The organism is Bartonella sp. AP72JLCBS, assembly GCF_042195705.1.
Classification (GTDB): domain Bacteria; phylum Pseudomonadota; class Alphaproteobacteria; order Rhizobiales; family Rhizobiaceae; genus Bartonella.
Window position 1 is genome coordinate 64,830 of the sequence record NZ_JBHIOU010000009.1, and the last position, 25,363, is coordinate 90,192.

Here is a 25,363-nt window from a genome sequence, read left to right on the forward strand (position 1 = left end):
ATAAGAAGTAAGAGTTTACGGTGTTACGAATGATTGACAATCGGGTATAATTCGGTATATATTCCGGTATGAAAACAGATACACTCCAAATTACACAAGAATTGTTGGCTCTCATTGCTGAAATTGATGAGTTCAAAGGGGCATGGCGCGCCCTTGGTACTCTTGCACCTGAGCGATTGAACGCTCTTCGTCATATTGCTACTGTTGAAAGTATTGGATCTTCCACACGCATTGAAGGGAGTAAGTTAACAGACCGCGAAATCGAACAGCTTTTGGTAAATTTAGAAATTAAACGTTTCAAGAGTCGTGATGAACAAGAAGTTATCGGTTATGCCAAGGTTATGGAAACAATCTTTCAATCTTGGAGTGATATTTCTATTACTGAAAATCATATTAAACAACTTCATCGTGATCTTTTGTGTAATAGTGAGAAAGATCAACGACATCGAGGTGAATATAAGACTTTACGCAATGATGTAGCAGCATTTAATTCTCAAGGGAAAATGGTTGGCATTGTTTTTGAAACAGCTACACCATTTGATACACCATACCGAATGCAAGAGCTTATTACTTGGTTCAATAAAACCAATGAATTAAAGGATCTTCATCCTTTACTTACGATTGGTATTTTTAATGTAACATTTTTAGCTATTCATCCTTTTCAAGATGGAAATGGACGTTTAAGCCGTATCTTAACCACCCTTCTTTTGTTACAAAAAGGTTATGTTTATGTACCATATTCATCACTTGAAAGCATTATTGAGAATAATAAAGAAAGCTATTACTTAGCTTTAAATCAAACTCAAAAAACAATTTATACTAAAACACCCAATTGGGAGCCTTGGATACTCTTTTTTTTACGTGCTCTACAAAAACAAAAACGCCAATTAGAAATAAAAATAGAGAGTGAAAAAAATGCTCTTTTTTCCTTATCTGAATTGGCTCTTAATATTCTTGATTATGTGCGTAATCACGGACGTGTTACAACCCGCGATATGGTGCGTGAGGTTGGTGCAAGCGCTAATACACTTAAAGTAACTTTTACATCATTAGTTGAAAAAGGTCTTTTGATACGTCATGGTGGTGGACGATCAACTTGGTATAGTGCACCTTAATTTTATTACCTTCTTAACCACCTCCCCATTGTTGAGAACGGGGAGGGGAGTTCTATTTTTTTAATTAAGCAACCTTTTTAATGGGGCTCTCCAAATTTGGTTCGTAAGCTTTTAACAAAGGCTCCATAATCGGGGGAGGTTTTAAGGTTCCAAAATTTGTAATCATTGCCAAAATTCTGAGTGCATTTGGTGATTCATCTTGAAGTTTTAAAATCAAAGCTTTTTCTATTGCATCCATGGTCTCAATGAGAGCATTAAAAGCCTTATCTTCGACATCATCACGATCAGAAAATTGAAACAAAGCCATCCATAAATCACATAAAAAGTCGATACTGGTGTTCATTGTACACCTCCATGGATTTGTTCTCTCAAACATGCCAATCCTTTTGGTGTGATTTTTGTTGAAGGGAGCACCTTTTCTGTACCATCCGGTCTTTGAATGGTGATAGCAGGACAGTCCATGAATCCTTTCTTGATCTTATCCTGATAAGGTAACAGCGGCGCCTCTGGAGCCCGTTGATACACCCAATCATGTTTACGCAAGTAATCAGTTAAATCCTTTGGTCTTACTTCCAACATCTTTGCTGCTTCAATAAGACCGAATAAACCATCAGAGCGCTTTAAGCCATCCAAAGCTTTTGCTTTTGGTGTCAATTCTGCAATCACATGATCTTTATGTTCTATTTGGCTTTGTAGATGATTCAAAACACCAAGCAATGCTTCCGGTTTGGAATAGTCAACTTGTGATGCAGTTATCTGTGGTGTTGCTACTTGCTTCAAAAGCCGTTCACATTTGATAAAGTATAAACGAGCTTCTCTACCTTTCTTATTGTTCTCAAGCATAGAAAGCTCTTTTGCTACATTTAGTGTAAGATAATATTCTTTTAACACTACATTTTGACGTTCGCCAGTTTTGGCGAGCGTTAAAATATAATCTATTCCCTCTTCTAAATTTTATTTGATAATACGGTCTTTAATCCAATTGGAAAAGTCTCGTTTTGCCTCTAAGAATGCGTGCAGATTACGTGCATTTACTGTTTGAACAATTTCCTGTCCAACAGTTTGTTCCGATATCGGAATAAGAGTGTTCATTGTGAACTCCTTATGGTTAAATGTTTTCATTGACACCTTAGAAAGGTATCGGGCGCTGAAAACACGGCCATAAGTCCGTCGTTATGCTTTCCCCCGAAAGGGTATTTTATGGCATAACCACACCCGACAAGACCAGTATACGCCATACGCATATAATGAGTCAAAGCCTTCAATGTACGGAAAAAGATTGTATCGGCAATCCATCCGCTTATGGTTTTAAGGTGTTTTCAGGCACCTGATTCGAAGATACCTATTACTGTAGAATTGTCAAGTAATAAAAATTACTTTTTGCTAAGAAAACGTTTCACATACTGTACAGTGTACATATTGAAATCATTATTTATCAATGAGTTAAATGTACAATGTACAGTCAAATTGAAAATTCTGTCGCTAGCGATAGTTTGCGCTCGTCCGCCCCGCAACGAAGCCAACCCGCTGGGAAGTACCTTTTGCATTGATTTTATTGTATTTTTTCTGGAAAAAGCGAAGCATTATCGATAATCTCCTTTGAATTAATATCCTCCCCACTTTGCAAGCAGGGAAGATGAGATCATATTTTAAATTTAAGCGGCTTTCGTAACAGATTTTGCTAGAACCTGTTTTGCTTCCTTAATGAGAGCTTTGTATTTTCTGTTCTCTTCATCTACTCTGAAGGCATCAAGAAGACGCATATGAATAGGACCTAAAAGATATAAAACTTTTTCGCCAGCGTTCATACCTTCCCAATAACTTGGCAAATCAAAGCGCGTATCACGATCATAATCAACAGCTTGGTTTTTTAGTTTCTTTTCACACTCAATAAAGTAACGGCGTGCTTGACGTCCTTTCTCATTACGTTCCACCATTGAGAGCTCTTTCGCCATGTCTAAAGTGATGTGGTATTCTGTACTTGGACGACCGCCTTTAGGTTTTACTAAATTTTTAGTAAAACTCACAACGCCTTGATTTTCCTGAAAGGTATTAGGTTTTACTCTTTTTTGAGTAAAACTCACAAAGTCCTGATTTTTTTGAAAAGAATATTCTTCAATCCGTCGTGAAATCCAATCGTTGAAGCGTATATTAACTTCTAAAAACGTATGCAACTCGCGTGCGTTAACAGTTTGAACAGTTTCTTGTCCAATGATTTGTTCTTTAATTTCTATGAGAGTGTTCATAGTGAACTCCTAGTTGTTAGAGGTTTGTTAATGACACTCTAAAAAAGAGTGCCGGGTGCTAACAAACACGGCAACTAGCCCGTCGTTATGCTTTCCCCGTGAAGGTATTTTATAGCATAACCACACCCGACGAAATCATTATATGCGTCTAACATACAATGAGTCAAAGCTTTTAATATGCGGAAAATTAGTTATTTCGGTAACCAATCCGCTAGTTGTTTTAAGGTGTTTGTTAGGCACCTGATTTAACGATATACGTTTTCCGTGAATCTTGTCAAGAAAGAAAATCTCAGTGTATAGCAAACATAGCTTGAGAACATGATCTAGCCTTTTTTATTAGCAGCGTATTCTTGACGAGAAAGTTGTCTCTGTATGTTTTTGGTTAATCTTTCATTGGCATATTGTGCAATAGCACTTGCAATCTCTGGCTTGGACATCACTTTAGCAATTGAAGGTCCTTCTTGTTTTGCAATGGGAAATTTATCTCCATCCGCTCTTTGAAATACATTACCATTCAGCTTTTTTAATTCAACACGCTTTGGAAAACTGCCTCCCTTGATAAAACCATGGGGTAAGATTTCTTTCTTTCCAAACAGTGTGTAAGTTACGCCGCGTTTTGTTTCGTTTACTTTAAAAAATTTAAGAGGTATTGGTGTTCCAGAACCAATGATATCTGTCTCAAGAAACCTTGCTGTCGCCTTTTCTTTAATATAAACGCCTCTTCTTATACGCTTTATTTGGGCTGATGAGATGTCAGCAACTTGCTTTTCAGTAAAGCGTTCAACTTGTTTTGCTGCAGTGTTTAGAGCATTACGCACAGCCCAATTAAGGCGAGGGGCTTGAAGGCTTGTGAAGGTATCTTTTGCCTGTTGAAGATACCATTTTTGGTGGATAATTAATTTCAACTTCTAAGCCTTTTTTGGGGTAGATGTTGATGGCTTGGAAGCTTTAGGTGTTTTGGGTTGTTCGAGTGGAATTTCCTCGGCTGCTGATTCAGTTGATGTTTGTACGGCTTCTTGTTCTATCTGCTTAATGTGTTCAATTGTCTTGTCGGGTTTTATTTTTGTTTGAACATCAACAAAAGGTTTAGCAGCATTTGCACGCTTGAGACGTGCGTAGACTTGATTGGAAACTTCAACAAATGGATTATTGGGTGTTGATGGTTCAAAGCGAACAGTGCTTTTATTGTCTCCAACAACACACATTGGCTTAGTGATGACAGTTTTCATCATTGCTCCTTTTGAGTCATAATTAATGACATCATTAGTCAATTATTGATTTTTATTCTGTGAAAAATTGATTAGCCAGAATTAGCAAGAAAACAGGGCTTTCTAGCCACGCTTCAAGTTCACATTTTACTGAATTTTTGGGGATATTTTTGAATTTTAGACGCAATACGACTAGTGCAGTATCGTCATTAAATGCAATTTTTTACACCATGCCAACAAAAAATCTATATTTTTTATTTTAAAATAGAATATATAAAATTTTCTAAAACATTTTAGATTTTATAAATTATTGTGAAATTATTATAGGAGGGAAAGGCAATGACAGGTCCAGAAATATTAGATGCCATGTATATAATATCAATGATAGTTATATCCCTCTTAACTATAGCGTTTTGTTTGCCTGCTGCCTTTTGATTTTCATTAATAGTTTGCGGATCATATGCAATTACACGCTTTTGTAAAAAAATCGAGAGTGAGAAATTTTTCCAGATTGATGAGCTAAATATTAAGCTCGTGACGGGCTGCTGTTGCCAAAAAAGCAGATCTTGTTAAACCTCTCTTTTGTGCACAATTATCAATTGCACGTAAAAGCCCTCGTTCAATTGATATATTTGTGCGTATGACTTCTGAATCATTTTCAATAAAAGGAACTTGTATTAAAAAAGCTCCTTCTGACAAAGCTGTTTTGACAGATTTCCGTTGTATGACTTCTTCAAATTTTGAAGGAATAGGCACTCTATCTATATCTTCACAATAAAGTTGGAGTGCTTCTGTTGCATTTGCGATTAAATTTTCTTCCTCATCAGCAGCAGAAAAAAGTCCCTCAAAATCAGGAAACTGAACACCAAAAGCAGATTCTTCATCTTTATGAACAAGAGCAAAAAATCTTTTCATTCTTCTTCTCCTTCTTTTAACCAGCCTGCTTGTTGTGCGATAGAACGTGCTGTACCAATCGGAAGATTTTTTTTAGGATGTGGAACGATAACAACCTTATCATCTTTTTTAAATTTATGATGAGAACCTTTCACTTTGATAAGTTCAAAGCCATCACGCTTTAATTTTGCAATGATTTTTCGGCTATCTTGTTCCATTACCTAAACTCATAATGTGTAAATATATACACATTTTAATGATTTTTCATCTGATGTCAATTCTTTTTTAATGGCTAAAATGCTTATGAAGCGCATTAAGAACAATACGCAAAGAGCTAACAAGATGTGTTAACGATTGATCTTCTATAACAAGATATTGTAATGCAGCGTAAAGATTATACTGTCTATAGAGGTGTTGTGTTTCTTTGATAACCTCTTTCGTCTCTTCATAACAATGAGTTGCTCTTTCAATCCACCGTTTTTGTGCCTCCTCATTTGATGAAGGAGTAAAGTTATCATAAATTGCATTAGGCAATTCTTTTGCACATAGATAATTGTTTTTCACTTCAAGATATTTTTGTGCAGCATCATATTGGTCTTGATTGATTTCACCTTGCAAATAAAACCGCCCAATATAGGTACCGGAAAGCGGATTTTTAGCCTCTTCTATGGTTAAACAGAAGCGTTTGGCACGCATTTCAATTGCCAATTTATCCATGGGTTCATGCGGTGTTTTTGCTCGTGAGATGCGTCCATTTGGTTCTCTGATACATCCTTTAATCCGTGGACGACCGCGTTTTGCACGTTTTTTTCTTTTTGCCATATTTTATCAATCAAAATGGTATGCTGTCATTAAGAGATGCACTATGATCAGCAGCACCTGAAGCGATAGCATAATTTTGAGAAGTAACGGAAGAAGGGGCAGATTGCTCTTTCTTTACATCAAGCAAATACAACTCGCCTTTGAATTGTGGTAAAATAATCTCTGTTGTGTAACGGTCATGCCCATTTTTATCTTGCCATTTGCGTGTCTGTAATTTGCCTTCTACGTAAACCTTTGAACCTTTGTTGAGGTATTGAAGTGCAATTTTTGCCAAATGTGGATTAAAAATCACCACGGAGTGCCATTCAGTTTTCTCTACTTTTTGATGAGTATTTTTATCCGTATAGCTTTCAGAAGTTGCCATACGATAATTGACTACTTCTGTTCCAGAATTCATTGTTTTGCTTTCGGGGTTAGCACCAAGGCGTCCGATTAATGTCACTTTATTTAGCATGTTTTTTACCTTAAATTTGTATTTAAATATGTAAAAAATCTTAGCGTAATTTTATTATTTTTTCAATTATTTCAATGATATATTATTAATTATTAACATATAAAATTATGTTTAATATGCTCTTTGATAAATAATCAATTGACATAAATGCATGGTGTATAGTATCAAGTATCAAGAGGGTATATATGGCAATCGTTAGTTTTAAGCATAAAGGGTTGAAATTATTCTTTGAAAGAGGAGTCTGCAAAGGCATACAACCCGCGCATGCTAAAAAATTAGCAAACATTTTAGTAATTTTAGATACAATATCCGCGCCTGAACAAGTTACTCTTAAATCGTATCGTCTACATGCGCTTACGGGCGATTTAAAAGGTTACTGGTCAATGCGTGTCAATGGAAATTGGCGTGTTACTTTTCGTTTCATTGGGACAGACGTTGAACTGGTTGATTATCAAGATTACCATTGAGTTTTGAGGTGTTATTATGATGTACAATCCTCCACACCCTGGCGGCATTTTGAAAGAAGAATTGCTTGATGAATTAGGATTAACAGTAACAGAAGCTGCAAATCGTCTTGGTGTTGCACGTTTAACTTTATCCCGCGTCTTAAACTGCCATGCGGCGATTAGCATTAATTTAGCTTTACGGTTAGAAAAAGCGGGTTTAAATGATGCGGAATTCTGGCTTAAATTGCAACAAAAGCATGATTTGTGGCAAGCTCGGCATAACAGCCCAATCCCACATATTTCACCTTTAGAGCAAGTAGGGCATCTTTAGAAATACTTAGCCCATCTTTCTTCACACCTAGAAGTCATGTTCTTTAAAATCAAGCAACTTCTGATAGTTTTTTTACGCCTTTATTGATCTCATCTATAAGAGGTTCGTAATTGAGAACGCTTTTCGGAATAGTACCCCCCATAAACCCATGCTTTTACTTGCGCTTTGGTACTAAAATCCGCATTCTTAGGTGTTTTGTAATACTGACCACCATCAAACTTTTCACATTCTTTTGTGCCATCTTCATATTCGTAGAGGTTGTAAAAATACTCCTCTGCTCCGTCCCCCCAAGGAACATAACCAACAGCTGTTGCAACAAACTCTTTTTGCATTGGTTGTTTACGTTTTTTTAAGAACAGGTCTTTTAATATTCTCATGTTTTTAGTCCATAATTTTACCAATTGGTCTATTTACCTTAAATTTGACCGTACAGGGCGCTTTATATTACAGATATTTTTTCATCGTAAAATCTTTAAATCGCTTTATGCGGTGCCTTTTTGTCGATTTAAATGCATGTCTAATCGTAAAATGATCAGCACTTTTCACTATTTTGCTGTGAACCAAAGCGTTTCATTATCCCACCAATGCCATTTAAAGTCTCTTCAAGCTCTTGCTTATGAACAAGCGTTATAGGCGTTGAATGCTCTTTCGCTGCTTGTTCTTTCAACTCCTTTTCACGGAATCTCAAAACAGCATTGCGTACAAAATTGACTTTTCTCAAAAGATCGTTTTCCAAATCACGACACAACCTGACAAGTTCTCGTGTGCTCGGAAAAAACGTATCGGATAAACAATTTATTTCATCACATAAAATCCGTTTGACCACTGTCATCAGTGACCATGCAGAGACATTTTCCAAAACCATTCCATAGGTCAACGCCATTCCCTCATGGTCTGATTGTTGTGCTATTTTCAAACCACACGACAGCATGCGAATAGCTTTTGCTATATCCTCTTTACCTGCTTTCACTGCGAAGAGCTCTTGCAATTGATCACCAGTCTCTAAAGCAATCGATTCCTGCTGTTTCGTTAATTAGCTGCCATCCTTCAAAACAAACGGACCGCTCGGAGGTATCATCGCATGAATGTGTTTCAAAATACCCTCGATTTCCGATATCAAGGAGACTGTCTGCGATACGTTCCCCAATGCTTTTTTGCTTTTGAGTGTAATTTCCATTGTTTCCACCATTGTTGTTCTTGTTTTTGGTTTTTTCTAAACCCTCGATAGCCCTGCGTATCCAGTTACGCCATGTTGCTTGCCAATCGATTTTGGTTGCATTTGCTCCGGCTTTTGAATGCCAATAATCTCGAAACTTTGCAATTTCGACTTTGACGCGCTCTGGAGGCAAGCCCTCTGCAATGGCAAAATCGTAATCCGGTTCAAAATCCGTAGGCAATCGACAACCGCGATTAGCTTGCGCTCGTTTTGCTTTTTTGGGAACGTTCTCTTGCTCGTGAATGGGAGGTTGGTTTTCTACACCCGTTGTGATTTGCTCTGATGTGGTCTCAACAGCAGCACCCTCTGTTGGCTTGTCAACCAAATCGATTGTTTCTAAACTTTCAGAACCAATTTCTTTTTTTGCTAAAACGTTAGTTTTAGTTTTTTTATATATATTCTTATTCTGGTTCTTTATAGCTTGATTTTGCTTAGCGTTTGCTTCAGCAAAAAAAACGTTTTGCTTGTCATTTGCTTCAGCAAAATTATTAACATGTTGTTTTGTATTATTTTTTGCTTGTGCACCTTTTTTACCAGCCTCACTACGAACTTGCGATATGTGCTCTTTTTTATCAGCAAAATCGTTCAGCTCTTCTTCAACGCGCGTATTCCACAATCCATTATCTGTCTCAACAAGTTTATCATTCCTCATTAAGTATTCGACAATAGCTGCAAATTTTTTCTGCGAACAATTGCAAGCACGTGCAAGCGTTTCAAAATCTTCTTTAATTGGTGCTTTTTTATCGTACATGCGAACGAGAAGCGTCATATAAGCGCCCCTTTGCTCTAACGTCATTCCATCTGTACCACTTATCCAGTCATACAAATGGAATCTTATCCATGGCATTGCATTAGATATGCGCGCCCCCTTCTTTCTTTAAATATAAATTAGTGATCATAATCCCCCCTTAAGGCTCTACGTATTTATATGTGTGCTATGACAGAGCGCGTTGTGATTGCTTGTCTTGAAAAAATGTTTTTGAAAAAGTATCCTCCCAGCGATTCTAAAAAAGTGGGGAGGGGAAAGATGCAAGAATGGATAAAGATATTTCTTACAGGTTTTGTGTCATTTGCTGTGTCGCTTTCTGTAGCGCTTATTTTAAGAAATAAAGACCGTAAAGAAGCAACCAAAATCCGCAAAGATGATTTAGAAAAAGCTGCAAAGAAACGAGAAGAAGATAGGGAATGGATAAGCAAGCAATTTGCAGAAAGCCAAGAACAGACGACAGCCCTTAAAGAGCAAGCGATATCGACAAAAGATCTTGCCAAATGGTCAGAGGAACATATTAAAATTTTGTTAGATAACAAAAGAGTAGAGGATTTAGGAACGCCACCTTCCATATATACAACTGGACCCCATTTGCCAACAAAAGGCAAGTGGACGCTTCTTTGTTTAAAGATAAAAAACAATGCACAAACTGTCATCCACGTTTTAAATATAAAGCTAAAAGATGGTTCTCGCTTTATTCTTGGATATGGCATTAGATACAAATCGGGAACAAGATTGCGGCAAATGCAATCACAATATGTTAATCCTGATGCCAGACCAACGTCACACACAATATCATCCGGATACTGTGAGAAAGCAAAGGATTTTCGAACGGGACAAGAAATCGATGTTAATATTTCTATAGCTCCCTCAGAAGATAAGTACACAGGAATCCTTATTTTTGTAGCAGCGCGTGAAGAAGATATAAAAGCCCAAGTTACTTTAATCATTACTCATACATCCCCATTGAAACCAGAAACAACAATGACTGTAACGACACAAACCGACCTCATAGACTTTAAAAAATTGCATTAACTCACTTAGGCAAACATTTTTATGCTATGATTTATTAATTTGATTTCTTTTTTTGATAACTTCATCCCTTAAGAGATCAAGCTTATCTTTGACTAAGATCATAAACAAGATCAGCTCATTTAAGCGATAAAAAGATAACAACTCTTGAGAAAAATAATTATCAAACCAAGTTGTAAAAGCTTGCGTAAACGCAGATGAAAACCATTGATTAAAATCATCGTACGGCAATAACGGAAAATAATTTCTATCATCACGCGCAAAGATACTATACAGCATATAGACAAAATAACCTGTCGATGAGGGATCTATTCTTGTTTCAAAAGATGCATCTTGAGTCGAACGGACACCATAATATATGGTTGCCTCTCCAATATTATTAACAAGATCAATCAACTGGACTTTGCTTATAGTGATCTGTGGGACATCTATCATCTCTGATCTTTCTTCTTTAAGAGTGTGAAGGGTGCTGTTGCTGTTTATTATTATCTGTGAGAGAAGTAGTAAAAGCAGGCATAGGGCTAGAACTATCCTTCAACTTTTGCAGCTTGAGATAATTTATTACGGAGATAGATCCTCTTTTTTCCCACTTGCAAACAGCTGCTTGAGTTACACCAAGCATTTTCGCCATTTCTGATTGTGTCCAATTAAATTTGCCCCGTATTGACTTAGTCAAATTCTTAAAATCTTCTCGTTGATCCATTTACAAGCTCCAATTACAGCTTTGTCTTATTTTATTCATATAATTATAGTTATATAAAGTCAATGAAAAATATCTTTATCAACGATAAAAAAATAAGGTAAGCAGAAGTATGAGTAATAAATCTAATATCATAAGCACATTAAAAAAGATTTTGACCGAGTTTAACTTAACGCAAGAAGATGTAGCCAGACGGCTAAACGTAACACAAGCTTCAGTGTCTAAGTGGTTAAAAGATTCTGATCCACGCGGCTCTAATCGAGATGCCATTTTAGAATTATATAAAGAACTAAAAGGGGATAATCACTTCACAACTTTTGTTCCTCTTATGGGGTATATTGGAGCAGGAACACAGATAGATCCAAGTTTTGAACAAATCCCTGAAGATGGTCTTGAACAAGTAGAAATTCCTTTTGCTTTACCTGATGATATGGTTGCTTTTGAAGTTAAAGGAGATTCTATGATTCCAGCCTATAAAGATGGAGATATGGTTATCGTAAGACGGCGCCAAATTAAAACAATAGAATCTTTTTTTGGCAAAGAAGCCGTTATTTTAACACATGATAATAAAAGATATATAAAGCAGATTAGCAGGGGAATGAATGGTGAAATAGATCTGCTTTCTTGGAATGCCTTACCTATTAAGAATGTTAAAATTGTGTGGGTTGGAGAGATATTTGCTATTTTGCCAATAAGTTCTTACAGCAAGATGATTCGGACTTATCGCTAATTATCCTCCCCTCTTATTCAGCAAGATATTATAATATTTTTTATAAAAAATATAACTTTTTATAATTTTTTTGCTTGCTATTTTATAATTATAGTTATATAAGTAATTATACAAACCACGCACAAACAATCGCCAAGAGGCGTTAGGGAGGAAAAATTATGGATAAGCCAATTCTTATAAATTCTGATGAAATCTTATTAGTTGTCTATGATGATGATCAAAACATTGGTCGGTCGGGACCACTGGATGAAAGCCAAGTTTTAAAAATTATTGATGAGGCAGATGATGCAATCCAAATCTTTCTCATCAATCCTTCTGAGAATAATTGTGAAGATATCTCTGAAGAAATTGCAGAAACATATGTAAAAGAAAATATCGAACATCTCCATGAGGAGAGTAAAGTTCATGACTTTGTACTCGAAAGTGATGCTTACCAAGAACTTTTAGACGAGATCGCAGACGAAAAATATAATGATGAGATTTACGGTACTTACGAACAACAACACCGTTTGCGCCCATGTGATGTGCTTTAAATTCTGAAGGGCGCTTTTAAAAGCGCCTCCCCTTTTCCCATCAATAATTGATTAGAGTAAACTTATGACCACACATGATACTCATATTCATAGTGAAGGATATCTCACGCCTGAAAACGAGGTAGACAACAAAATCGGTTATGTCCAAATGGTCAATGCCCATGTAATGCATAGGTACTTACATTTGAAACAAGATTTTTCCACTTGGTTTAATGATTGTGTTGAAAAGCTTGATCTAAAAGAAGGCATGGATTTTGTTTTTACAAAACAAGAATGGAACAGACAGAAGATTTGTCCAAAATCTGAAATAGAAACAGATAAAACCGATAATCATTACTTCAAAATTCACGCAGCAAGGAAAATTGCTCAAGCAGAACGTCATAGAAACTATGGCAGAATATTATATCAAACCTTGTGTTTTTGTTAATTAAGACAGTGATGATGCAAAACTTTAGGAGTTCATCATGAATACTCTCATAGAGATTAAAGAACAAGCCATTGATAAGGAAATTGTTCAGACAGTAAATGCACGTGATCTGCATGCATTCTTAGAGGCAAAACGTGACTTTTCCAATTGGATTAAGGACCGTATTACCAGATACAATTTTATAGAAGGACAAGATTTTATAAAAACACAAGATTTGCGGTCGCCAAATTTGGCGAGCGCAAAATCTAGGGCTGTTATCGCGATTAACTACTATCTCACACTCGATAGAGCCAAAGAACTTTCTATGCTTGAGAACAATCAGAAAGGGAGAGAAGCCCGTTTATACTTTATCGAATGTGAAAAGCGTGTAAAGCAAGTAGTAACACCACAAATCGACTATTCAAGTCCAAAGGCTATGATTGGCTTTTTGAATTACCTACAAGGTCAAATAGATCAAAAAGACACCATCATTGAAGATTTAACACCAAAAGCCATGGCTCTTGAAAGCTTACAGCGTCATAATGGACTCTTCAGTCTTACAGAAGCCGCTAAAATACTCGAGATGCAACCAAAACAGTTCATTCTCTTCTTACAGAAAAAAGGTTGGGTTTACAGACGAGCAGCAGGTGGAAATTTGCTTCCTTATCAAGACAGAATCCAAAAGCAACTTATGGATTGTCCAACTATCACACTTCAAACCGCAAATGGAATAGAAAAGGTCATTCCTTGCGCAAAAATCACAGCAAAAGGAATTGGTGTGCTGTCTCAAGAGCTTAAAAGACAAAGCATGCATTAAAAGCAACAATTATGGAAAAGAAATACGAACGACTAATCTTATAGTCTCTCTATAAACCGTTTCTAACCACACAAACAACTTTCAACACATGCGTGATTCACGCCACGGGTGAATTGCGCTCCAATGGAGGAAATCAAGATGAGTGAACTAAGTACCACACAAACGGAATTAGTGGAAAAAACGAACGATTGTGAAATCAAACCTACAGCTATGGAGCTTATTTTAGAAAGAGCTTTAGAAAATGATGTCGATCTGGATCGTCTCAAGCGTCTTCTTGAATTGCGAGAACAAGAGATAAAACGACAAGAGCGCCAAAACTTTGTCCGTGATCTTTCTACTATACAAGTGGAATATAAAAATATCGAACAAAATGCCATTAATACACATACTAAAAGCCTCTATACAACGCTTGATAAATATATTGATGCTATTAAAGAACCTCTTGCAAAACATCACTTTGCCTTGTTCTCTCGTATCAAAGACCAGAGTTCAAATGACATAACTGTAGAAATGACTTTAAAGCATATATCGGGCAATGAAATATCAACACAAGGAACATTTCCCATTGATGCTACGGGAAGCAAAAATAACACACAAGCGGTTGGTTCTACTATAAGCTACGCACGTAGATATCTCTTAGGCATGCTTCTTAATGTTGCAAGAAAAGAAGACGATACAGATGGAATAACACTTCTTGCGGGTATCTCTTCTGAACAGATGAATGAAATCAAAGAATTAATTAAAAAAACACAATCTGAAGAAAGTAGGCTTCTCTCTTTCATAGGAGTAAAAAATCTAAAAGATATGTCTTTTAAACAAGCACAAACCGCTTTGTTTTCTTTGAAAAAAAGCAACGAAAGCAAATGAATAAAGCACAACAAGAGCAATTAGATGCACCTATACAAGATATCGAATATGCGCCAACTCAACAAGAAACGGCGGTGTGAAATGGAACAAAGGACAGCAGAGTGGTTTCAAGCGCGCTTGGGTAAAGTCACTGCATCTAATGTCTACAGCGTACTCAGTAAGACAGCTAAAGGCTTGCCTACCAGCAAATATGAAGACTACAAAACGAAACTCATGGCAGAACGCTTAATAGAGGAAATAAGCCAATCTTATACAACACCTGCTATGCAATGGGGCATTGAACATGAAGAGAATGCCTTAAGAGAATATGAATTCATTTATGACGCAGAAGTCACAAGATGCGGGTTTATCCCCCACCCAAAAATGGAAATGGCGGGGGCTAGTCCTGATGGGTTGATTGGAGAGGACGGTTTAATCGAAGTCAAATGTCCACAATCAACCACGCATTTGCGCTTCTTTATGTATGACGAAATCAAGCCTGAATATATCGCACAGATGCAATTCCAAATGGCATGCACTGGACGCAAATGGTGTGATTTCATGAGCTATAATCCAAACTTTGTAGGCAAATCTACTGGTTTGAGAATGAAAATCAAACGCGTCAACCGTGACGAGGAACAAATTGAAAAGATTAATAAAGCGGTCGAAATCTTTTTAGGGGAAATAGAACAAGAGATGCAAAAGATTTTGGCAAAAGCTGCTTAAACCTATGGGGGTGCTCTCTCCTTCTCCTCTTGCTTAAGCACCCCCACCCATTTAATTAACATAAAAAAGAGAAAGGTAATGAGATGATATTTGATGATGGAGATAGATATGTAACGACACGTGAGTGTGCACAGCTTTTTAGTGTATCCACAACAACGATTCGCAATTGGGTGCTTCAGGGGGTGTTTCCGGAGCCATATAAGCTAGGGAGAGCAGTGAGATGGAGAAAAAAAGAGATCTTAGCCTTCACTCCAAAGAAAAATAAGGAGCAAATAAGAACAAATTAGGTAAAATTATATAAACTGTAGAAGGTGGTCTAAAAGGTGGTCTGAAAATGGCTGTTTAAAGAAAAAATCTATATATTTCAATATGCTAAACACAAAAAGTGGTGCCGCATGCCGGATTCGAACCAGCGACCCCATCATTACGAATGATGTGCTCTACCAACTGAGCTAATGCGGCATAGGTTTGTAAGTCAATGAGACAAAACTAATTTGAGGGTAATAGCTAAAAGTACGTATAAAAGCAAGAATGCATTTTTTCAATAATTTATACATATGATAATAATTTGAAGGAGAAGTATGTAAAAGTCAGAGGAAAGTATTCTTTGACCTTAATGCTATAAAATGCTTTTCAATTTACGATAGCACTTAAATTAAGAAGCTGGGAATGTAGATCTTTAGGATGAAAAATGGTGTCAAGATAACTTAGTAAAGATAAAAACATTTTCTGATTCTTAAGAAAGAAATTTGTTGCATAGAGTGATTGGGAAAATAAAGATCATCATAAACCTTTTATAATGTGCAAATAGATGAGTAGAATTAGTTGAGAAGTTACTTCTCATTTTTATGGGAAGAAAAAGGGAGGAGGATTAATAAAATTAATCACGTTTTTTATTTTAGAGGGAGTAAAAATCATGTCGGATGAAGATCGGCTGATAGAATTAGAAATGAAGCTAGCTTACCAAGAAAAATTCATTGAGGAACTTTCTCGAGAGGTAACTAATCAATGGAAAAGTTTGGATGAGATATCTAAAAAAGTTGATATTTTAGCGAGACGATTTTCAGATTTAAAAGAACTAGAGTGTTACTGAAGCTGTTATCTTACCATTTTCTCAATAGGGAGAAGGTGCGAAATATTTTTTATCACAATTGCAATTATTTACAGATGAGTCTTTATTTCACGCATTTTGTTAGACTTGTAGAATAATTTTTATAAGCTTCTTCATTAATTTTAATAAGTTCCAATCTTATAAGGAGAGCTGATATTAGAAGACGTTTTTTTATGTGGGGTTTCTAGTACGAAAATTAAGAAAAGTTTTTGTAGAGTATTAAAGAAGCAGCTATAGAAAAATATATGAACTGCAATATTTTAAGTTTTTTCTGTACAGAGTTTTCTTATAGATGGGAGGTAGATTTATTCGCTAATTTTTTTTAAATTGATACAAATAAAGTGATGTTATCGTTATCTATAGAAATCATAAGTGAGCGCCTATATTTATAATGAAGCGTTTTAATTTTTTCTGATGATCAAGTGATCTTCAGTTGTTTTAATAGAGTGAGGGGTTTTAAGCGACATCGATTATGTTATAGTACAGAGAGCTCTAGAAGTTTTTTTAAAGATCAAATGTACTCTTCGTTATATGCATATGATATTTTGTGAAAAGGCTTTTGTTTTTCGTAATTTAAGATACAAAATACTATTGCTAAAGCACCAAAGATAGACCATGCGGGTAAATAAGTGAGAGTAATGCAAATTGAGGACAGAAAATCAGGCATTACCTTGCATAGAGATTGATTAAGGTGATAGATATCTGTTTGCAGAAGGCTTGTTAAAATTTTATTAAAGGGGGTTGTTGTCCAATGTGATGTGATTACAGAGTGTGCGTTATCAATGACCAATGCTATAATGGTTAGTGTAACGAAAATGAAGGACATTAATTTAAATAAAGGGTGGAGCATATTTTTTCTTAAAACTTCAACGGGACATACGTATAATGCACAAAAAAATAAGGAGTTGCATTATGATAAGAAAATAAGTTTACGTTTGTTTTGTGTTTTTTGAAAGAGGTGCCTAATTTTTCAATAAAAGTTGAGGTTAAGTTCAACAAAAGTAGTGAGGCATGATGTCTGAAAAAAAGCACGAGGAATTGAAGCGTAGCCTTCAAAATCGCCATATTCAAATGATTGCTTTGGGTGGCGTTATTGGGACGGGACTTTTTTATGGGTCAACCGAGGCAATTCAATTAGCTGGTCCCTCAGTTATTTTATCTTATCTTGTCGGCGGGCTTATTATGTATTTCATTATGCGAATGCTTGGTGAAATGTCAGTAGAAGAACCGTCTTCAGGAGCATTTAGTTTTTTTGCTTATAAATATTGGGGGAGATTAGCTGGTTTCATAACAGGTTGGAATTATTGGTTTCTTTATATTCTTGTGAGCATGGCTGAACTTACAGTGATAGGGTTTTACCTTGATCATTGGATTTTGATTGATCATTGGAAGACATCTTTCATTGTTCTTTTATTTGTTACATTTGTTAATTTGTTTAATGTTCGTTTTTATGGAGAATTTGAATTTGTTTGCGCTTTGATCAAAGTGGCTGCTGTTATTGGTATGATTATTTTTGGAATTTTTCTCATTGTCACTGGACTAGGGGAAAATCAAGCGAATATTCATTATCTTTGGGACCATGGTGGTTTTTTCCCTTATGGAGCAGTAGGGGTTGTTTTAGCAACTTCTGTAGTAATGTTTTCTTTTGGAGGAACGGAGCTTATTGGTATTGCTGCTGGAGAGGCATCTAATCCACAAAAAACAATTCCAGCGGCTATCCGTCAAGTTATGTGGAGGATTATAATTTTTTATATTGGATCTATCAGCATTATTATGATAATCAGCCCTTGGAATATGATTGGAAAAAATGGTAGTCCTTTTGTCACAATTTTCGAGACTATAGGAATTCCTGCTGCTGGTCATATTTTGAATTTTGTGGTGATTATGGCTGCTATTTCTGTTTACAATAGTGGCATTTATTCTAATGGCCGTATGCTTTATAGTTTAGCTGTACAAAAAAATGCACCACATATTTTTAGTAAACTGAGTGCTGCTCGTGTTCCTTATATTGCTATCCTTTTTTCTTCATTATGTACGGCGTTGATTGTCGTTGTTAATGCTCTTGTTCCTGATAATAGTTTCATGCGGATCATGGCTCTTGCAACTGCAGCAGCAGTGATTACTTGGGCTATTATTGTTATTGTTCATTTGAAATTTCGCAATGCCCATAAGAACAGAAAGGGCGATTTTATTTATGCGTTTGGTTTATATCCTTACGCTAACTATCTTTGCCTCTGCTTTCTTGCTTTATTATTTTGCATTATGTTTGTCAGTGGTTTTGGGAAAAATGGATTGATGACTCGACTTTTTGATATGATAGGAATAAGCTTGCCTTTTCTTGAAGCATATATTCCTGTACAGATGCCTGATATGAGTTTGGCAGTCATTATTATTCCTCTATGGTGCTTGTTATTACTTTTAGGTTATAAACTGAAGCGATAGAGAAAGAAGAGCTAATAAAAGGGATTGATTGGAATAAACCTTGGGGATTATAAAATTTGATGAGGTAACACAAGTTTTTGGTGATTTGTGTGTTTTAAGAAATATTACTGTACAGCTTACCGAAAGACGAGTTGCTATTATAGGTGCGAATGGTTCTGGAAAAAGTACATTTGTTCGCCTTATTAATGGGCTCCAATTACCATCTCATGGTTTTGTAAGCGTTGATGGGCTTGATACAAAACGCGATGCAAAAGCAGTAAAACGTAAAGTTGGATTTGTTTTTCAAAATCCCGATAATCAGATTGTTTTACCATTAGTTGAAGAGGATTTATCCTTTGGTCTCAAAAATTTAAAGCTTAATAAAGATGAAATTAAGGAGCGTGTAGATGAAATTTTACAGCGCTATGAACTTCAAGATTTCAGAAATCACGCTGTCCATTTATTAAGTGGTGGGCAAAAACAACTCGTTGCTATTTCTAGTGTAGTTGCAATGAAACCAGACTACATTATTTTTGATGAGCCGACGACATTACTTGATTTGCGAAATAAGCATCGCGTTACGCAAGTGATAGAAGAATTACCACAAACGGCAATAGTTGTATCGCATGATTTAGAGTTTTTGAAAAAGTTTGATAGAGTGCTGGTTTTTGATAAGGGGGAGATAGCAATTGATGATGTACCTTTTGTTGCTATAAAGGAGTATATAAGAAGAATGTCATGATCGGTTTATATATTCCGAGGGATACATTTATTCATAGGTTAAGTCCTGGAGTTAAGTTATTATTTCTTACGGCCTGTGGAACTTTTATAATAATGGTTTCTTCCATAGCGCTTCTTGGTTTATTTTTATTGTTGGTCATCTTATTCTATAGAGTCGCCAAAATCCCTTTCAAAACTGTGATAAAGCAATTTAAATCGATGGGATTGCTTTTAGTTCTTCTATTTGTATTTCAAACTATTTTTAGCGGTTGGCTTACGGGGGTTGAGGTCATATTACGTCTTGTTATCCTCTTTTCTTTATCATCAGTTATTTCATTCACAACAAAAGTGTCAGATATGGTGGATGCAATTGAAGCAGGCCTCCAGCCCTTTCGTTGTTTTGGTATAAATCCATCAAAAGTGAGTATGGTTATCTCTATGGCGATCAGGTTTATTCCTCTTTTGGGTGAAAAGTTTAATGAGGTACATGAAGCACAGCAAGCACGAGGACTTAATACTAACATTGTTGCTCTTGCGATACCTTTAATTATACGAACCATAAGAATGGCTTCAGAAGTGGCTGAAGCATTGGACGCGCGTTCTTATGATGCTGATACTATTGATATAGCATCTCATAATAATAAAAGTTTTTATAGTAAAAGAAGAATCAAATGAATACAAAAGATTTAGTTTATATTGCTTTATTCGCCGCTATTTATGCTATTTTGGGCCTTTTTCCTTCTATTTATCTTCCTTTTCTTCTAGGGGTACCTATTACAGCTCAATCGATGGGACCGATGCTAGCAGGGTCTATACTTGGGGCAAAAAGGGGTGCTTTAGCGTCACTCCTTTTTCTTGTTCTTGTTGCGATTGGATTACCTCTGTTGTCTGGTGGTCGTGGTGGAATCAGTGTCTTTTCAGGGATTGCAAGTGGTTATTTAATAGGTTTTCCATTTGCCGCATTTTTTATTGGTTTAATGGTAGAGTTGTTTTGGCAGCGGTTAAATTTTATAACATTATTTATGATAAATACTTTTGGTGGCATTGGGATAGTTTATTCTTTTGGGGTTCCATGGACAGCGTATATGACCAAAGTTTCTTTACTGAAGGTTTTAATGGCTTCATCAGTTTTTTTGATAGGCGATTGTTTAAAAGTATTGATTGCATCCTTTATTGCACTCGCGATTAAAAGATCTGTTCCTCTCATTCATTCAAAGCATAATAACTAAAATAAATGTATTATTTTGTTATATTGTTATTATATAATATTCATATATCACTATTATTGAATTTAACTATAGTAATTTATGATGTAATTAAACACTGTAGAATCTAATATGATTCATATAAGTGATGTTATTAAAATAAATTATTATAGTATTTTTCTCTATATCTAAGGCATTTAAAGTGTACTTTTATAAATCTGATACTTTTTATTAATTGTACAACAATAACGAAAGCTTTTCCCTAGTGAAGGAATAATTCAGTGAATACAAAAGATTTAGTTTATATTGCTTTATTTGCCGCTATTTACGCTGTTTTGAGTCTTTTTCCTCCTATTTATCTTCCTTTTTTGCTGGGCGTCCCTATTACAGCTCAGTCTATGGCTCCGATGTTAGCAGGCTCTATACTTGGAGCGAAAAGGGGAGCTTTAGCATCACTTCTTTTCCTTGTTCTTATTGCGATTGGGTTACCTCTATTGCCTAGTGGTCGTGGTGGAATTAGTGTTTTTTCAGGAGTTACGAGTGGTTATCTGATTAGTTTTCCATTTGCTGCATTTTTTATTGGCTTTATGGTAGAATTATTTTGGCACCGGTTAAATTTTATAATATTATTTGTGATAAATACTGTGGGTGGCATTGGGATAGTCTATTCTTTTGGAATACCATGGGTGGCTTATATGACACAGGTCCCTTTGCTGACAGTTTTAATAAGTTCATTAGGTTTTTTGGTTAGTGGTTTCTTGAAAGTGCTGATTGCATCCTTTGTAGCGTTGACCATTAAAAAAACCGTTCCTCTCATTCATTCGGAAAAAGGGGCAGTTCTGTACTGAAGAACAAGTTTTGCCAAATGTATGTAGCTTAAAAAGCACCACGGAATACCATTTTGTTTTGTCTACTTTTTATTGGTATTTTTATCTGCATAGCTCTCAGAGATAGCCATACGAAAATTGAATGTTTCGGCACCAAAATTCATTTTTGCTTTCAGGAGCAGCTCCCAAATAGCCAATTAATATCATTTTATTCAACATGCTTGTAAGTTTTATTCGATTTGCATATTATATGCATAAAGCCTTAGAATAATTTATTATTTTTTTAATATTTTTAGTTAATTAATCACTAATTTTTAAATTATTATTATATTAATTTTACAAAAACATGGATAATTAAGTGTTCATCTAAAACTCTTGATGTATATAATACCCTTATAAATGTGTTAATATAAGTAAATGTGTTAATATAAGGTATAAAAATGAGATTTGAATGGAATGAAGCTAAAACAAAAAGTAATCTTAGAAAGCACCGTGTAAAGTTTTGAAATAGCTGCAAGTGTTTTTGCAGCCCCATTCACTATGGTTAAACAAGACCGTATTGAAAACGAGAGTATGGTGAGCAAGCTTTATGGCTCATGGATGGTTTTTTATTAATATTCGTAGCGCATACTGTCCATGACGATAAAGATGGCATAGAGGTAATCCGTATTATTTCAGCACGACGAGCCAACTCGAAAGAAAAGAAACGTTATAAAGAAGAAAGTTCGTTATGAAATTGATGTAGGTAACTTATCACCTTTGACAGATAAACAGAGAGTTGAAGTTGATAAACTGGCTGCAATGCCGGACAGTGCAATTGATCATAGTGATATTCCGTCACTCAATGATGTGTTCTGGAAAAATGCCGTTCGCAATCCATTCTATAAACCACCCAAAACTGTCACAACAGTGCGTGTGGATTCAGACGTGGTAGCGCGTGACTTTAAAAGTCAAGGGAAAGGATATCAAAAGCGGATTAACGCCATTTTACGTGATGCCATGCTTCGTTCAATGCACTGATTTCTCCTCCACTTAAAAGCCGGGAAGGGGGAGCCCATATCCTAAAAATCTAAGCAGCTTTCACTGCAGAGTTCTCTAAAATTCGTATTACTTTTGCAATTAAAATTTTATAACTTTGATCTTTAACTAACTGATTCTAAACAATACAATATATTTTGGACACACCACCTTCTCGTGGTCACTAAGATAACTTGGGAAGCACCTGCCATCTGATAAGACTATAGACATTGTAATTATGTTAACTTTATGAATACCCTTAACTTCCTTTCTTATAAATATAAAATAGATCCAGCCTCAGAATTAGTTAATATCAATGATGCTGATAAATTTTTAGAGGAAGGAAGATACGATTTTAACTGTGATAATCAATGTGCTACCTTAATAATCGAAAAGTTTTCTGTGAACTCGAAGATCTGCTATTGGATTTATGTGTTAACGGGAGAAAATAGTCCTTATAATCCTGAAGTTATTGATTCTGAAAACGACTTTCAGAATATTCCTAACCCACGTTCTAAAAATCAGATTGAACAGAATAAGCAATATTTTGGAATTTTGATTCCTATAGAGTTTACACTTTTTTTTCAAATAAAGAGTTAAACAAATTCTTGCAGCTACACTACAAAAAATCTTTTCTCCCGAAAACGATTGATATCTCACCTGATATTGTTGGTAAGGAAGAGTTCGAAAAAAAATTGCGTTTAATTAAAGAGATAAAACTGAAATATACACAATCAAAACAATCAGACTTTTTGCAATGCAATCAGAAGGCAATTTGCTAAAGATGGCTAAACTTGTGTTGGGTGAATTTCCCACGGATGATTATACTGAAATAGAATTCGGCTTGGATATAAAATTTAAAGAAAAAAATAATTTAAAAGAGTTTTTTTGAACTTTTTTAAAAAATATGAAGTAAATCCCGTATTTAAAAACATAATTTTTGTGGGAAAGACACATAACAATTTTGATATAATATTTAATACTGAAAATTTTCAACATAAATTTGCTATTAAAACAAGTAAAAATGATAATTGTATGTATAATGAATGAAATATAAAAGAAAAATTAAAGCATGAAATCGTAAATTTTACGGTATCTATTTAATAGAGCTCTGTAGCGTGTAAATAGATATATTTATTAAACTGCGTGTATGCGACATAGTAAAGAACACACAGACTAAAAAAAGTACCAAAGTATAATATTTGAATATCTAATTACCAAAGTACGGTATCCAATGAAAAAGAAAACTTGTGCTCCGCGTATTTAGAAATGACAGGCAAAGAAACAGTTTCTTTATAACTACTTGGGAAAATTAAAACGACACGCGCTAAAATTATTAACTTTAGGAGACTGTGCATATACTGTTGTAACTCACATGTTAAGCTCTTCCAACCTGTTGTATTACCGCATTTATATTGTGGGTTGTTTTGCAACTCAGAAGGGATATTAGAATTGCATAAAATTGCAAAAACAGTTGTTACGATCACCAAAGAAATAGACGCGAATGTCAAAATACCCTGAATAAAGTCAAGATTTTTTCTTATTCCTGAAAAACATACAAATATAAAAATTATAACGCCAAACAAGGCTTTTCTCTTCTTATCTGTAAACATATTTATTTCCTGTGAAAAAATTATGATCTCAATTTCTTAAATTATTTTCTGATATAAAAACACAAACTACCTTTTAGTTTTTTCAGTATTTGCTTTTCTTTTAATAGCAATGTCTTCTATTGCATCCAGTTGCTTTTAATATTTTAGTTAACCTCGTTTATGATTTATCTATAGTTGATGACAGCTTTAAACACAGAGCTCCATAATCCCAAACTCTTGCTTGCATTTTGATACCCAAATCCACCTTTCAAAAAAGCCCATAGCACTGGCAACCCTTTCATAAAGATTAAAGAAAAGCTCTGTTATTTCAAAAGTACATGAAAGTGACTCATAACTGCCGCAACATTTTTTGTGCTGATGCTGGCTATTCATGTTTAAAAAAACAAATATTTTGAAATTCGTGTATCCTAAAATCCTTAATTTGTATTAATGGATTTATTTACTTTATAAATTTGATACTATAGAGCCATTTTGGCTTCTAGAAATATATTGTACATTAAAAAAACTTTTTAATCACTCTTTAAATGCATATCCAATCCAAAAATGATCAGCACTTTTCACTATTTCACTATTTTTTAGAAATCTATTTTAAACTCTCCTATCATTAGTTCATGAAGAGTTTTGGCGCGTGAGAGAAGGTCTTTATTCAATCTCTTCGCAATACTCAGAAAAATCTGTTGCTCTTGGAATGATTTTTTTAGACATGCTTTCTACGTTGCTCTGCAAAATGCATTTTAAGGACTCTTTCAAAATCAATAAGGAAATACCTTTGAGTTCAGTTTAATAAGCTTGAGAAGAGGTGTCATAATCCATATCTTTTCGCATGTGGAAGCTACGACAAGAGAACAAGCGAAAAGTATTAGAGATATCATCATTTGAAGCTTTTACAGCAATAAACCTGTGAAGCCATATGCAAGTCTCAAGTGCATTTTCTTCATTCGGTTTTTGTTTTTAATTTTCCATACGACACACGGCTATTTCAGGCTATTACTTTGGGTTGATTAAGATTTGTAAGGAAAGTTGATTGGCTAGCAGTTAAGGCTGAGTTTAAAGACTGGGATTATAAAGCCCAAGGGCTGAAAGAAGCCGGTGCGGCTCTCGTGGCATTGGCTGTCACGGCGGTTACGGGTGGAGCAGCCTCGGGCGCTGCCAGTGCCA

The 25,363-nt window shown here is 35.3% G+C and carries 31 protein-coding genes, 1 tRNA gene and 4 pseudogenes; 19 read left to right on the forward strand and 17 right to left on the reverse strand.

Going from position 1 to position 25,363, the window contains the following annotated elements:
• The first annotated feature begins 68 nt into the window (after window positions 1-68).
• Window positions 69-1,115: a Fic family protein gene (locus ACFILO_RS06235; RefSeq protein WP_375668741.1), complete on the forward strand. Its 1,047-nt coding sequence runs from the start codon at window positions 69-71 to the stop codon at window positions 1,113-1,115.
• A gap of 64 nt (window positions 1,116-1,179) precedes the next feature.
• Here the strand turns inward: ACFILO_RS06235 and ACFILO_RS06240 are convergent, their stop codons facing one another.
• From ACFILO_RS06240 to ssb, 9 genes and pseudogenes are all read right to left on the reverse strand, one after another.
• Entirely contained in the window at window positions 1,180-1,458 is a 279-nt protein-coding gene (locus ACFILO_RS06240) for a hypothetical protein (RefSeq protein ID WP_375613969.1), read from the reverse strand.
• Window positions 1,455-2,207, reverse strand: a pseudogene (locus ACFILO_RS06245) (phage antirepressor KilAC domain-containing protein). Before ACFILO_RS06245 ends, ACFILO_RS06240 begins: the two are co-directional and overlap by 4 nt.
• 563 nt (window positions 2,208-2,770) lie before the next feature.
• Complete coding sequence (locus tag ACFILO_RS06250; RefSeq protein WP_375678001.1) at window positions 2,771-3,361, reverse strand: antA/AntB antirepressor family protein; 591 nt, start codon at window positions 3,359-3,361, stop codon at window positions 2,771-2,773.
• A gap of 323 nt (window positions 3,362-3,684) precedes the next feature.
• Window positions 3,685-4,266 carry a hypothetical protein gene (locus ACFILO_RS06255; RefSeq protein ID WP_375678002.1) on the reverse strand — a complete coding sequence of 194 codons (582 nt, stop codon included), beginning with the start codon at window positions 4,264-4,266 and terminating at the stop codon, window positions 3,685-3,687.
• A 3-nt stretch (window positions 4,267-4,269) separates the two neighbouring features.
• Window positions 4,270-4,590: a hypothetical protein gene (locus ACFILO_RS06260; RefSeq protein ID WP_375678003.1), complete on the reverse strand. Its 321-nt coding sequence runs from the start codon at window positions 4,588-4,590 to the stop codon at window positions 4,270-4,272.
• A gap of 498 nt (window positions 4,591-5,088) precedes the next feature.
• A complete protein-coding gene (locus ACFILO_RS06265; protein WP_375613839.1) occupies window positions 5,089-5,484 on the reverse strand; it encodes a type II toxin-antitoxin system HicB family antitoxin in 396 nt (131 codons plus the stop codon).
• A complete protein-coding gene (locus ACFILO_RS06270) occupies window positions 5,481-5,681 on the reverse strand; it encodes a type II toxin-antitoxin system HicA family toxin (protein ID WP_375612550.1) in 201 nt (66 codons plus the stop codon). Before ACFILO_RS06270 ends, ACFILO_RS06265 begins: the two co-directional genes overlap by 4 nt.
• 67 nt (window positions 5,682-5,748) lie before the next feature.
• Window positions 5,749-6,285 (reverse strand): hypothetical protein, encoded by a 537-nt coding sequence (locus tag ACFILO_RS06275; RefSeq protein WP_375678004.1) that lies wholly within the window; start codon window positions 6,283-6,285, stop codon window positions 5,749-5,751.
• 10 nt (window positions 6,286-6,295) lie between these two features.
• Window positions 6,296-6,739, reverse strand: a complete 444-nt coding sequence (gene ssb, locus ACFILO_RS06280) for a single-stranded DNA-binding protein (RefSeq protein WP_375678005.1) — start codon at window positions 6,737-6,739, stop codon at window positions 6,296-6,298.
• 185 nt (window positions 6,740-6,924) lie between these two features.
• Between ssb and ACFILO_RS06285 the strand changes: the two genes are divergently transcribed.
• Complete coding sequence (locus tag ACFILO_RS06285) at window positions 6,925-7,206, forward strand: type II toxin-antitoxin system RelE/ParE family toxin (RefSeq protein WP_252619286.1); 282 nt, start codon at window positions 6,925-6,927, stop codon at window positions 7,204-7,206.
• 16 nt (window positions 7,207-7,222) lie between these two features.
• Complete coding sequence (locus ACFILO_RS06290; protein WP_004856691.1) at window positions 7,223-7,516, forward strand: HigA family addiction module antitoxin; 294 nt, start codon at window positions 7,223-7,225, stop codon at window positions 7,514-7,516.
• Window positions 7,517-7,565: 49 nt separating this feature from the next.
• On the opposite strand, the pseudogene ACFILO_RS06295 reads toward ACFILO_RS06290, so the two are convergent.
• The 3 genes and pseudogenes from ACFILO_RS06295 to ACFILO_RS06305 form a co-directional block, all read right to left on the reverse strand.
• Window positions 7,566-7,893, reverse strand: a pseudogene (locus tag ACFILO_RS06295) (hypothetical protein).
• Window positions 7,894-8,048: 155 nt separating this feature from the next.
• Window positions 8,049-8,486 (reverse strand): hypothetical protein, encoded by a 438-nt coding sequence (locus tag ACFILO_RS06300; RefSeq protein ID WP_375678006.1) that lies wholly within the window; start codon window positions 8,484-8,486, stop codon window positions 8,049-8,051.
• Between the two features lie 22 nt (window positions 8,487-8,508).
• The gene (locus ACFILO_RS06305) at window positions 8,509-9,591 is read right to left on the reverse strand and encodes a YdaU family protein (RefSeq protein ID WP_375678018.1); all 1,083 of its coding nucleotides are present in this window, start codon (window positions 9,589-9,591) and stop codon (window positions 8,509-8,511) included.
• A 69-nt stretch (window positions 9,592-9,660) separates the two neighbouring features.
• Between ACFILO_RS06305 and ACFILO_RS06310 the strand changes: the two genes are divergently transcribed.
• Window positions 9,661-10,536: a hypothetical protein gene (locus ACFILO_RS06310; RefSeq protein ID WP_375678007.1), complete on the forward strand. Its 876-nt coding sequence runs from the start codon at window positions 9,661-9,663 to the stop codon at window positions 10,534-10,536.
• A 24-nt stretch (window positions 10,537-10,560) separates the two neighbouring features.
• Here the strand turns inward: ACFILO_RS06310 and ACFILO_RS06315 are convergent, their stop codons facing one another.
• Together ACFILO_RS06315 and ACFILO_RS06320 are read right to left on the reverse strand one after the other, a co-directional pair.
• Window positions 10,561-10,968 (reverse strand): hypothetical protein, encoded by a 408-nt coding sequence (locus tag ACFILO_RS06315; RefSeq protein ID WP_375678008.1) that lies wholly within the window; start codon window positions 10,966-10,968, stop codon window positions 10,561-10,563.
• A 16-nt stretch (window positions 10,969-10,984) separates the two neighbouring features.
• Window positions 10,985-11,236: a helix-turn-helix transcriptional regulator gene (locus ACFILO_RS06320; protein ID WP_375678009.1), complete on the reverse strand. Its 252-nt coding sequence runs from the start codon at window positions 11,234-11,236 to the stop codon at window positions 10,985-10,987.
• Between the two features lie 109 nt (window positions 11,237-11,345).
• On the opposite strand from ACFILO_RS06320, the gene ACFILO_RS06325 reads away from it, so the two are divergent.
• From ACFILO_RS06325 to ACFILO_RS06355, 7 genes and pseudogenes are all read left to right on the forward strand, one after another.
• Window positions 11,346-11,963, forward strand: a complete 618-nt coding sequence (locus ACFILO_RS06325) for a helix-turn-helix transcriptional regulator (protein ID WP_375678010.1) — start codon at window positions 11,346-11,348, stop codon at window positions 11,961-11,963.
• A gap of 158 nt (window positions 11,964-12,121) precedes the next feature.
• Window positions 12,122-12,496, forward strand: coding sequence for a hypothetical protein (locus ACFILO_RS06330; RefSeq protein ID WP_375678011.1), 375 nt, complete (start codon window positions 12,122-12,124; stop codon window positions 12,494-12,496).
• A gap of 64 nt (window positions 12,497-12,560) precedes the next feature.
• Window positions 12,561-12,923, forward strand: a complete 363-nt coding sequence (locus ACFILO_RS06335; protein ID WP_375678012.1) for an antA/AntB antirepressor family protein — start codon at window positions 12,561-12,563, stop codon at window positions 12,921-12,923.
• Window positions 12,924-12,960: 37 nt separating this feature from the next.
• Entirely contained in the window at window positions 12,961-13,719 is a 759-nt protein-coding gene (locus ACFILO_RS06340) for an antA/AntB antirepressor family protein (protein ID WP_375678013.1), read from the forward strand.
• A gap of 138 nt (window positions 13,720-13,857) precedes the next feature.
• Window positions 13,858-14,666: pseudogene (locus tag ACFILO_RS06345) on the forward strand (ERF family protein).
• Between the two features lies 1 nt (window position 14,667).
• The gene (locus ACFILO_RS06350) at window positions 14,668-15,291 is read left to right on the forward strand and encodes a lambda exonuclease family protein (protein ID WP_375678014.1); all 624 of its coding nucleotides are present in this window, start codon (window positions 14,668-14,670) and stop codon (window positions 15,289-15,291) included.
• An 83-nt stretch (window positions 15,292-15,374) separates the two neighbouring features.
• The gene (locus tag ACFILO_RS06355) at window positions 15,375-15,578 is read left to right on the forward strand and encodes an AlpA family transcriptional regulator (RefSeq protein WP_015856272.1); all 204 of its coding nucleotides are present in this window, start codon (window positions 15,375-15,377) and stop codon (window positions 15,576-15,578) included.
• Window positions 15,579-15,677: 99 nt separating this feature from the next.
• Here ACFILO_RS06355 and ACFILO_RS06360 read toward each other — a convergent pair.
• Window positions 15,678-15,753: transfer RNA gene (locus tag ACFILO_RS06360), tRNA-Thr, on the reverse strand.
• Window positions 15,754-16,207: 454 nt separating this feature from the next.
• On the opposite strand from ACFILO_RS06360, the gene ACFILO_RS06365 reads away from it, so the two are divergent.
• Window positions 16,208-16,384 (forward strand): SlyX family protein, encoded by a 177-nt coding sequence (locus ACFILO_RS06365; protein WP_375612388.1) that lies wholly within the window; start codon window positions 16,208-16,210, stop codon window positions 16,382-16,384.
• A 529-nt stretch (window positions 16,385-16,913) separates the two neighbouring features.
• Here ACFILO_RS06365 and ACFILO_RS06370 read toward each other — a convergent pair.
• Complete coding sequence (locus tag ACFILO_RS06370; protein WP_375613811.1) at window positions 16,914-17,252, reverse strand: hypothetical protein; 339 nt, start codon at window positions 17,250-17,252, stop codon at window positions 16,914-16,916.
• Between the two features lie 164 nt (window positions 17,253-17,416).
• On the opposite strand from ACFILO_RS06370, the gene ACFILO_RS06375 reads away from it, so the two are divergent.
• From ACFILO_RS06375 to ACFILO_RS06405, 7 genes are all read left to right on the forward strand, one after another.
• A complete protein-coding gene (locus tag ACFILO_RS06375; protein ID WP_375638589.1) occupies window positions 17,417-18,844 on the forward strand; it encodes an amino acid permease in 1,428 nt (475 codons plus the stop codon).
• A 40-nt stretch (window positions 18,845-18,884) separates the two neighbouring features.
• Complete coding sequence (locus ACFILO_RS06380) at window positions 18,885-19,565, forward strand: energy-coupling factor ABC transporter ATP-binding protein (protein ID WP_375678015.1); 681 nt, start codon at window positions 18,885-18,887, stop codon at window positions 19,563-19,565.
• Window positions 19,562-20,218, forward strand: coding sequence for an energy-coupling factor transporter transmembrane component T family protein (locus tag ACFILO_RS06385; RefSeq protein ID WP_375613809.1), 657 nt, complete (start codon window positions 19,562-19,564; stop codon window positions 20,216-20,218). Before ACFILO_RS06380 ends, ACFILO_RS06385 begins: the two co-directional genes overlap by 4 nt.
• Window positions 20,215-20,772 carry a biotin transporter BioY gene (locus tag ACFILO_RS06390; protein WP_375678016.1) on the forward strand — a complete coding sequence of 186 codons (558 nt, stop codon included), beginning with the start codon at window positions 20,215-20,217 and terminating at the stop codon, window positions 20,770-20,772. The genes ACFILO_RS06385 and ACFILO_RS06390 overlap by 4 nt, the downstream gene beginning before the upstream one ends.
• Before the next feature lie 257 nt (window positions 20,773-21,029).
• On the forward strand, window positions 21,030-21,596 hold the full coding sequence (locus ACFILO_RS06395; protein ID WP_375629706.1) for a biotin transporter BioY: 567 nt from the start codon (window positions 21,030-21,032) through the stop codon (window positions 21,594-21,596).
• A 690-nt stretch (window positions 21,597-22,286) separates the two neighbouring features.
• A complete protein-coding gene (locus tag ACFILO_RS06400; RefSeq protein WP_375653037.1) occupies window positions 22,287-22,595 on the forward strand; it encodes a BrnA antitoxin family protein in 309 nt (102 codons plus the stop codon).
• A gap of 246 nt (window positions 22,596-22,841) precedes the next feature.
• Entirely contained in the window at window positions 22,842-23,192 is a 351-nt protein-coding gene (locus ACFILO_RS06405; protein ID WP_375678017.1) for a hypothetical protein, read from the forward strand.
• A 496-nt stretch (window positions 23,193-23,688) separates the two neighbouring features.
• On the opposite strand, the pseudogene ACFILO_RS06410 reads toward ACFILO_RS06405, so the two are convergent.
• Window positions 23,689-24,205, reverse strand: a pseudogene (locus ACFILO_RS06410) (hypothetical protein).
• Window positions 24,206-25,363 lie beyond the last annotated feature (1,158 nt).

Coding starts and splice junctions, on each gene's coding strand:
- ACFILO_RS06235 (WP_375668741.1), top strand. CDS start 69: ATGAAAACAGATACACTCCAAATTACACAAGAATTGTTGGCTCTCATT.
- ACFILO_RS06240 (WP_375613969.1), bottom strand. CDS start 1,458: ATGAACACCAGTATCGACTTTTTATGTGATTTATGGATGGCTTTGTTT.
- ACFILO_RS06250 (WP_375678001.1), bottom strand. CDS start 3,361: ATGAACACTCTCATAGAAATTAAAGAACAAATCATTGGACAAGAAACT.
- ACFILO_RS06260 (WP_375678003.1), bottom strand. CDS start 4,590: ATGAAAACTGTCATCACTAAGCCAATGTGTGTTGTTGGAGACAATAAA.
- ACFILO_RS06265 (WP_375613839.1), bottom strand. CDS start 5,484: ATGAAAAGATTTTTTGCTCTTGTTCATAAAGATGAAGAATCTGCTTTT.
- ACFILO_RS06270 (WP_375612550.1), bottom strand. CDS start 5,681: ATGGAACAAGATAGCCGAAAAATCATTGCAAAATTAAAGCGTGATGGC.
- ACFILO_RS06275 (WP_375678004.1), bottom strand. CDS start 6,285: ATGGCAAAAAGAAAAAAACGTGCAAAACGCGGTCGTCCACGGATTAAA.
- ssb (WP_375678005.1), bottom strand. CDS start 6,739: ATGCTAAATAAAGTGACATTAATCGGACGCCTTGGTGCTAACCCCGAA.
- ACFILO_RS06285 (WP_252619286.1), top strand. CDS start 6,925: ATGGCAATCGTTAGTTTTAAGCATAAAGGGTTGAAATTATTCTTTGAA.
- ACFILO_RS06290 (WP_004856691.1), top strand. CDS start 7,223: ATGATGTACAATCCTCCACACCCTGGCGGCATTTTGAAAGAAGAATTG.
- ACFILO_RS06310 (WP_375678007.1), top strand. CDS start 9,661: ATGTGTGCTATGACAGAGCGCGTTGTGATTGCTTGTCTTGAAAAAATG.
- ACFILO_RS06315 (WP_375678008.1), bottom strand. CDS start 10,968: ATGATAGATGTCCCACAGATCACTATAAGCAAAGTCCAGTTGATTGAT.
- ACFILO_RS06320 (WP_375678009.1), bottom strand. CDS start 11,236: ATGGATCAACGAGAAGATTTTAAGAATTTGACTAAGTCAATACGGGGC.
- ACFILO_RS06325 (WP_375678010.1), top strand. CDS start 11,346: ATGAGTAATAAATCTAATATCATAAGCACATTAAAAAAGATTTTGACC.
- ACFILO_RS06330 (WP_375678011.1), top strand. CDS start 12,122: ATGGATAAGCCAATTCTTATAAATTCTGATGAAATCTTATTAGTTGTC.
- ACFILO_RS06335 (WP_375678012.1), top strand. CDS start 12,561: ATGACCACACATGATACTCATATTCATAGTGAAGGATATCTCACGCCT.
- ACFILO_RS06340 (WP_375678013.1), top strand. CDS start 12,961: ATGAATACTCTCATAGAGATTAAAGAACAAGCCATTGATAAGGAAATT.
- ACFILO_RS06350 (WP_375678014.1), top strand. CDS start 14,668: ATGGAACAAAGGACAGCAGAGTGGTTTCAAGCGCGCTTGGGTAAAGTC.
- ACFILO_RS06355 (WP_015856272.1), top strand. CDS start 15,375: ATGATATTTGATGATGGAGATAGATATGTAACGACACGTGAGTGTGCA.
- ACFILO_RS06365 (WP_375612388.1), top strand. CDS start 16,208: ATGTCGGATGAAGATCGGCTGATAGAATTAGAAATGAAGCTAGCTTAC.
- ACFILO_RS06370 (WP_375613811.1), bottom strand. CDS start 17,252: ATGCTCCACCCTTTATTTAAATTAATGTCCTTCATTTTCGTTACACTA.
- ACFILO_RS06375 (WP_375638589.1), top strand. CDS start 17,417: ATGTCTGAAAAAAAGCACGAGGAATTGAAGCGTAGCCTTCAAAATCGC.
- ACFILO_RS06385 (WP_375613809.1), top strand. CDS start 19,562: ATGATCGGTTTATATATTCCGAGGGATACATTTATTCATAGGTTAAGT.
- ACFILO_RS06390 (WP_375678016.1), top strand. CDS start 20,215: ATGAATACAAAAGATTTAGTTTATATTGCTTTATTCGCCGCTATTTAT.
- ACFILO_RS06405 (WP_375678017.1), top strand. CDS start 22,842: ATGAATACCCTTAACTTCCTTTCTTATAAATATAAAATAGATCCAGCC.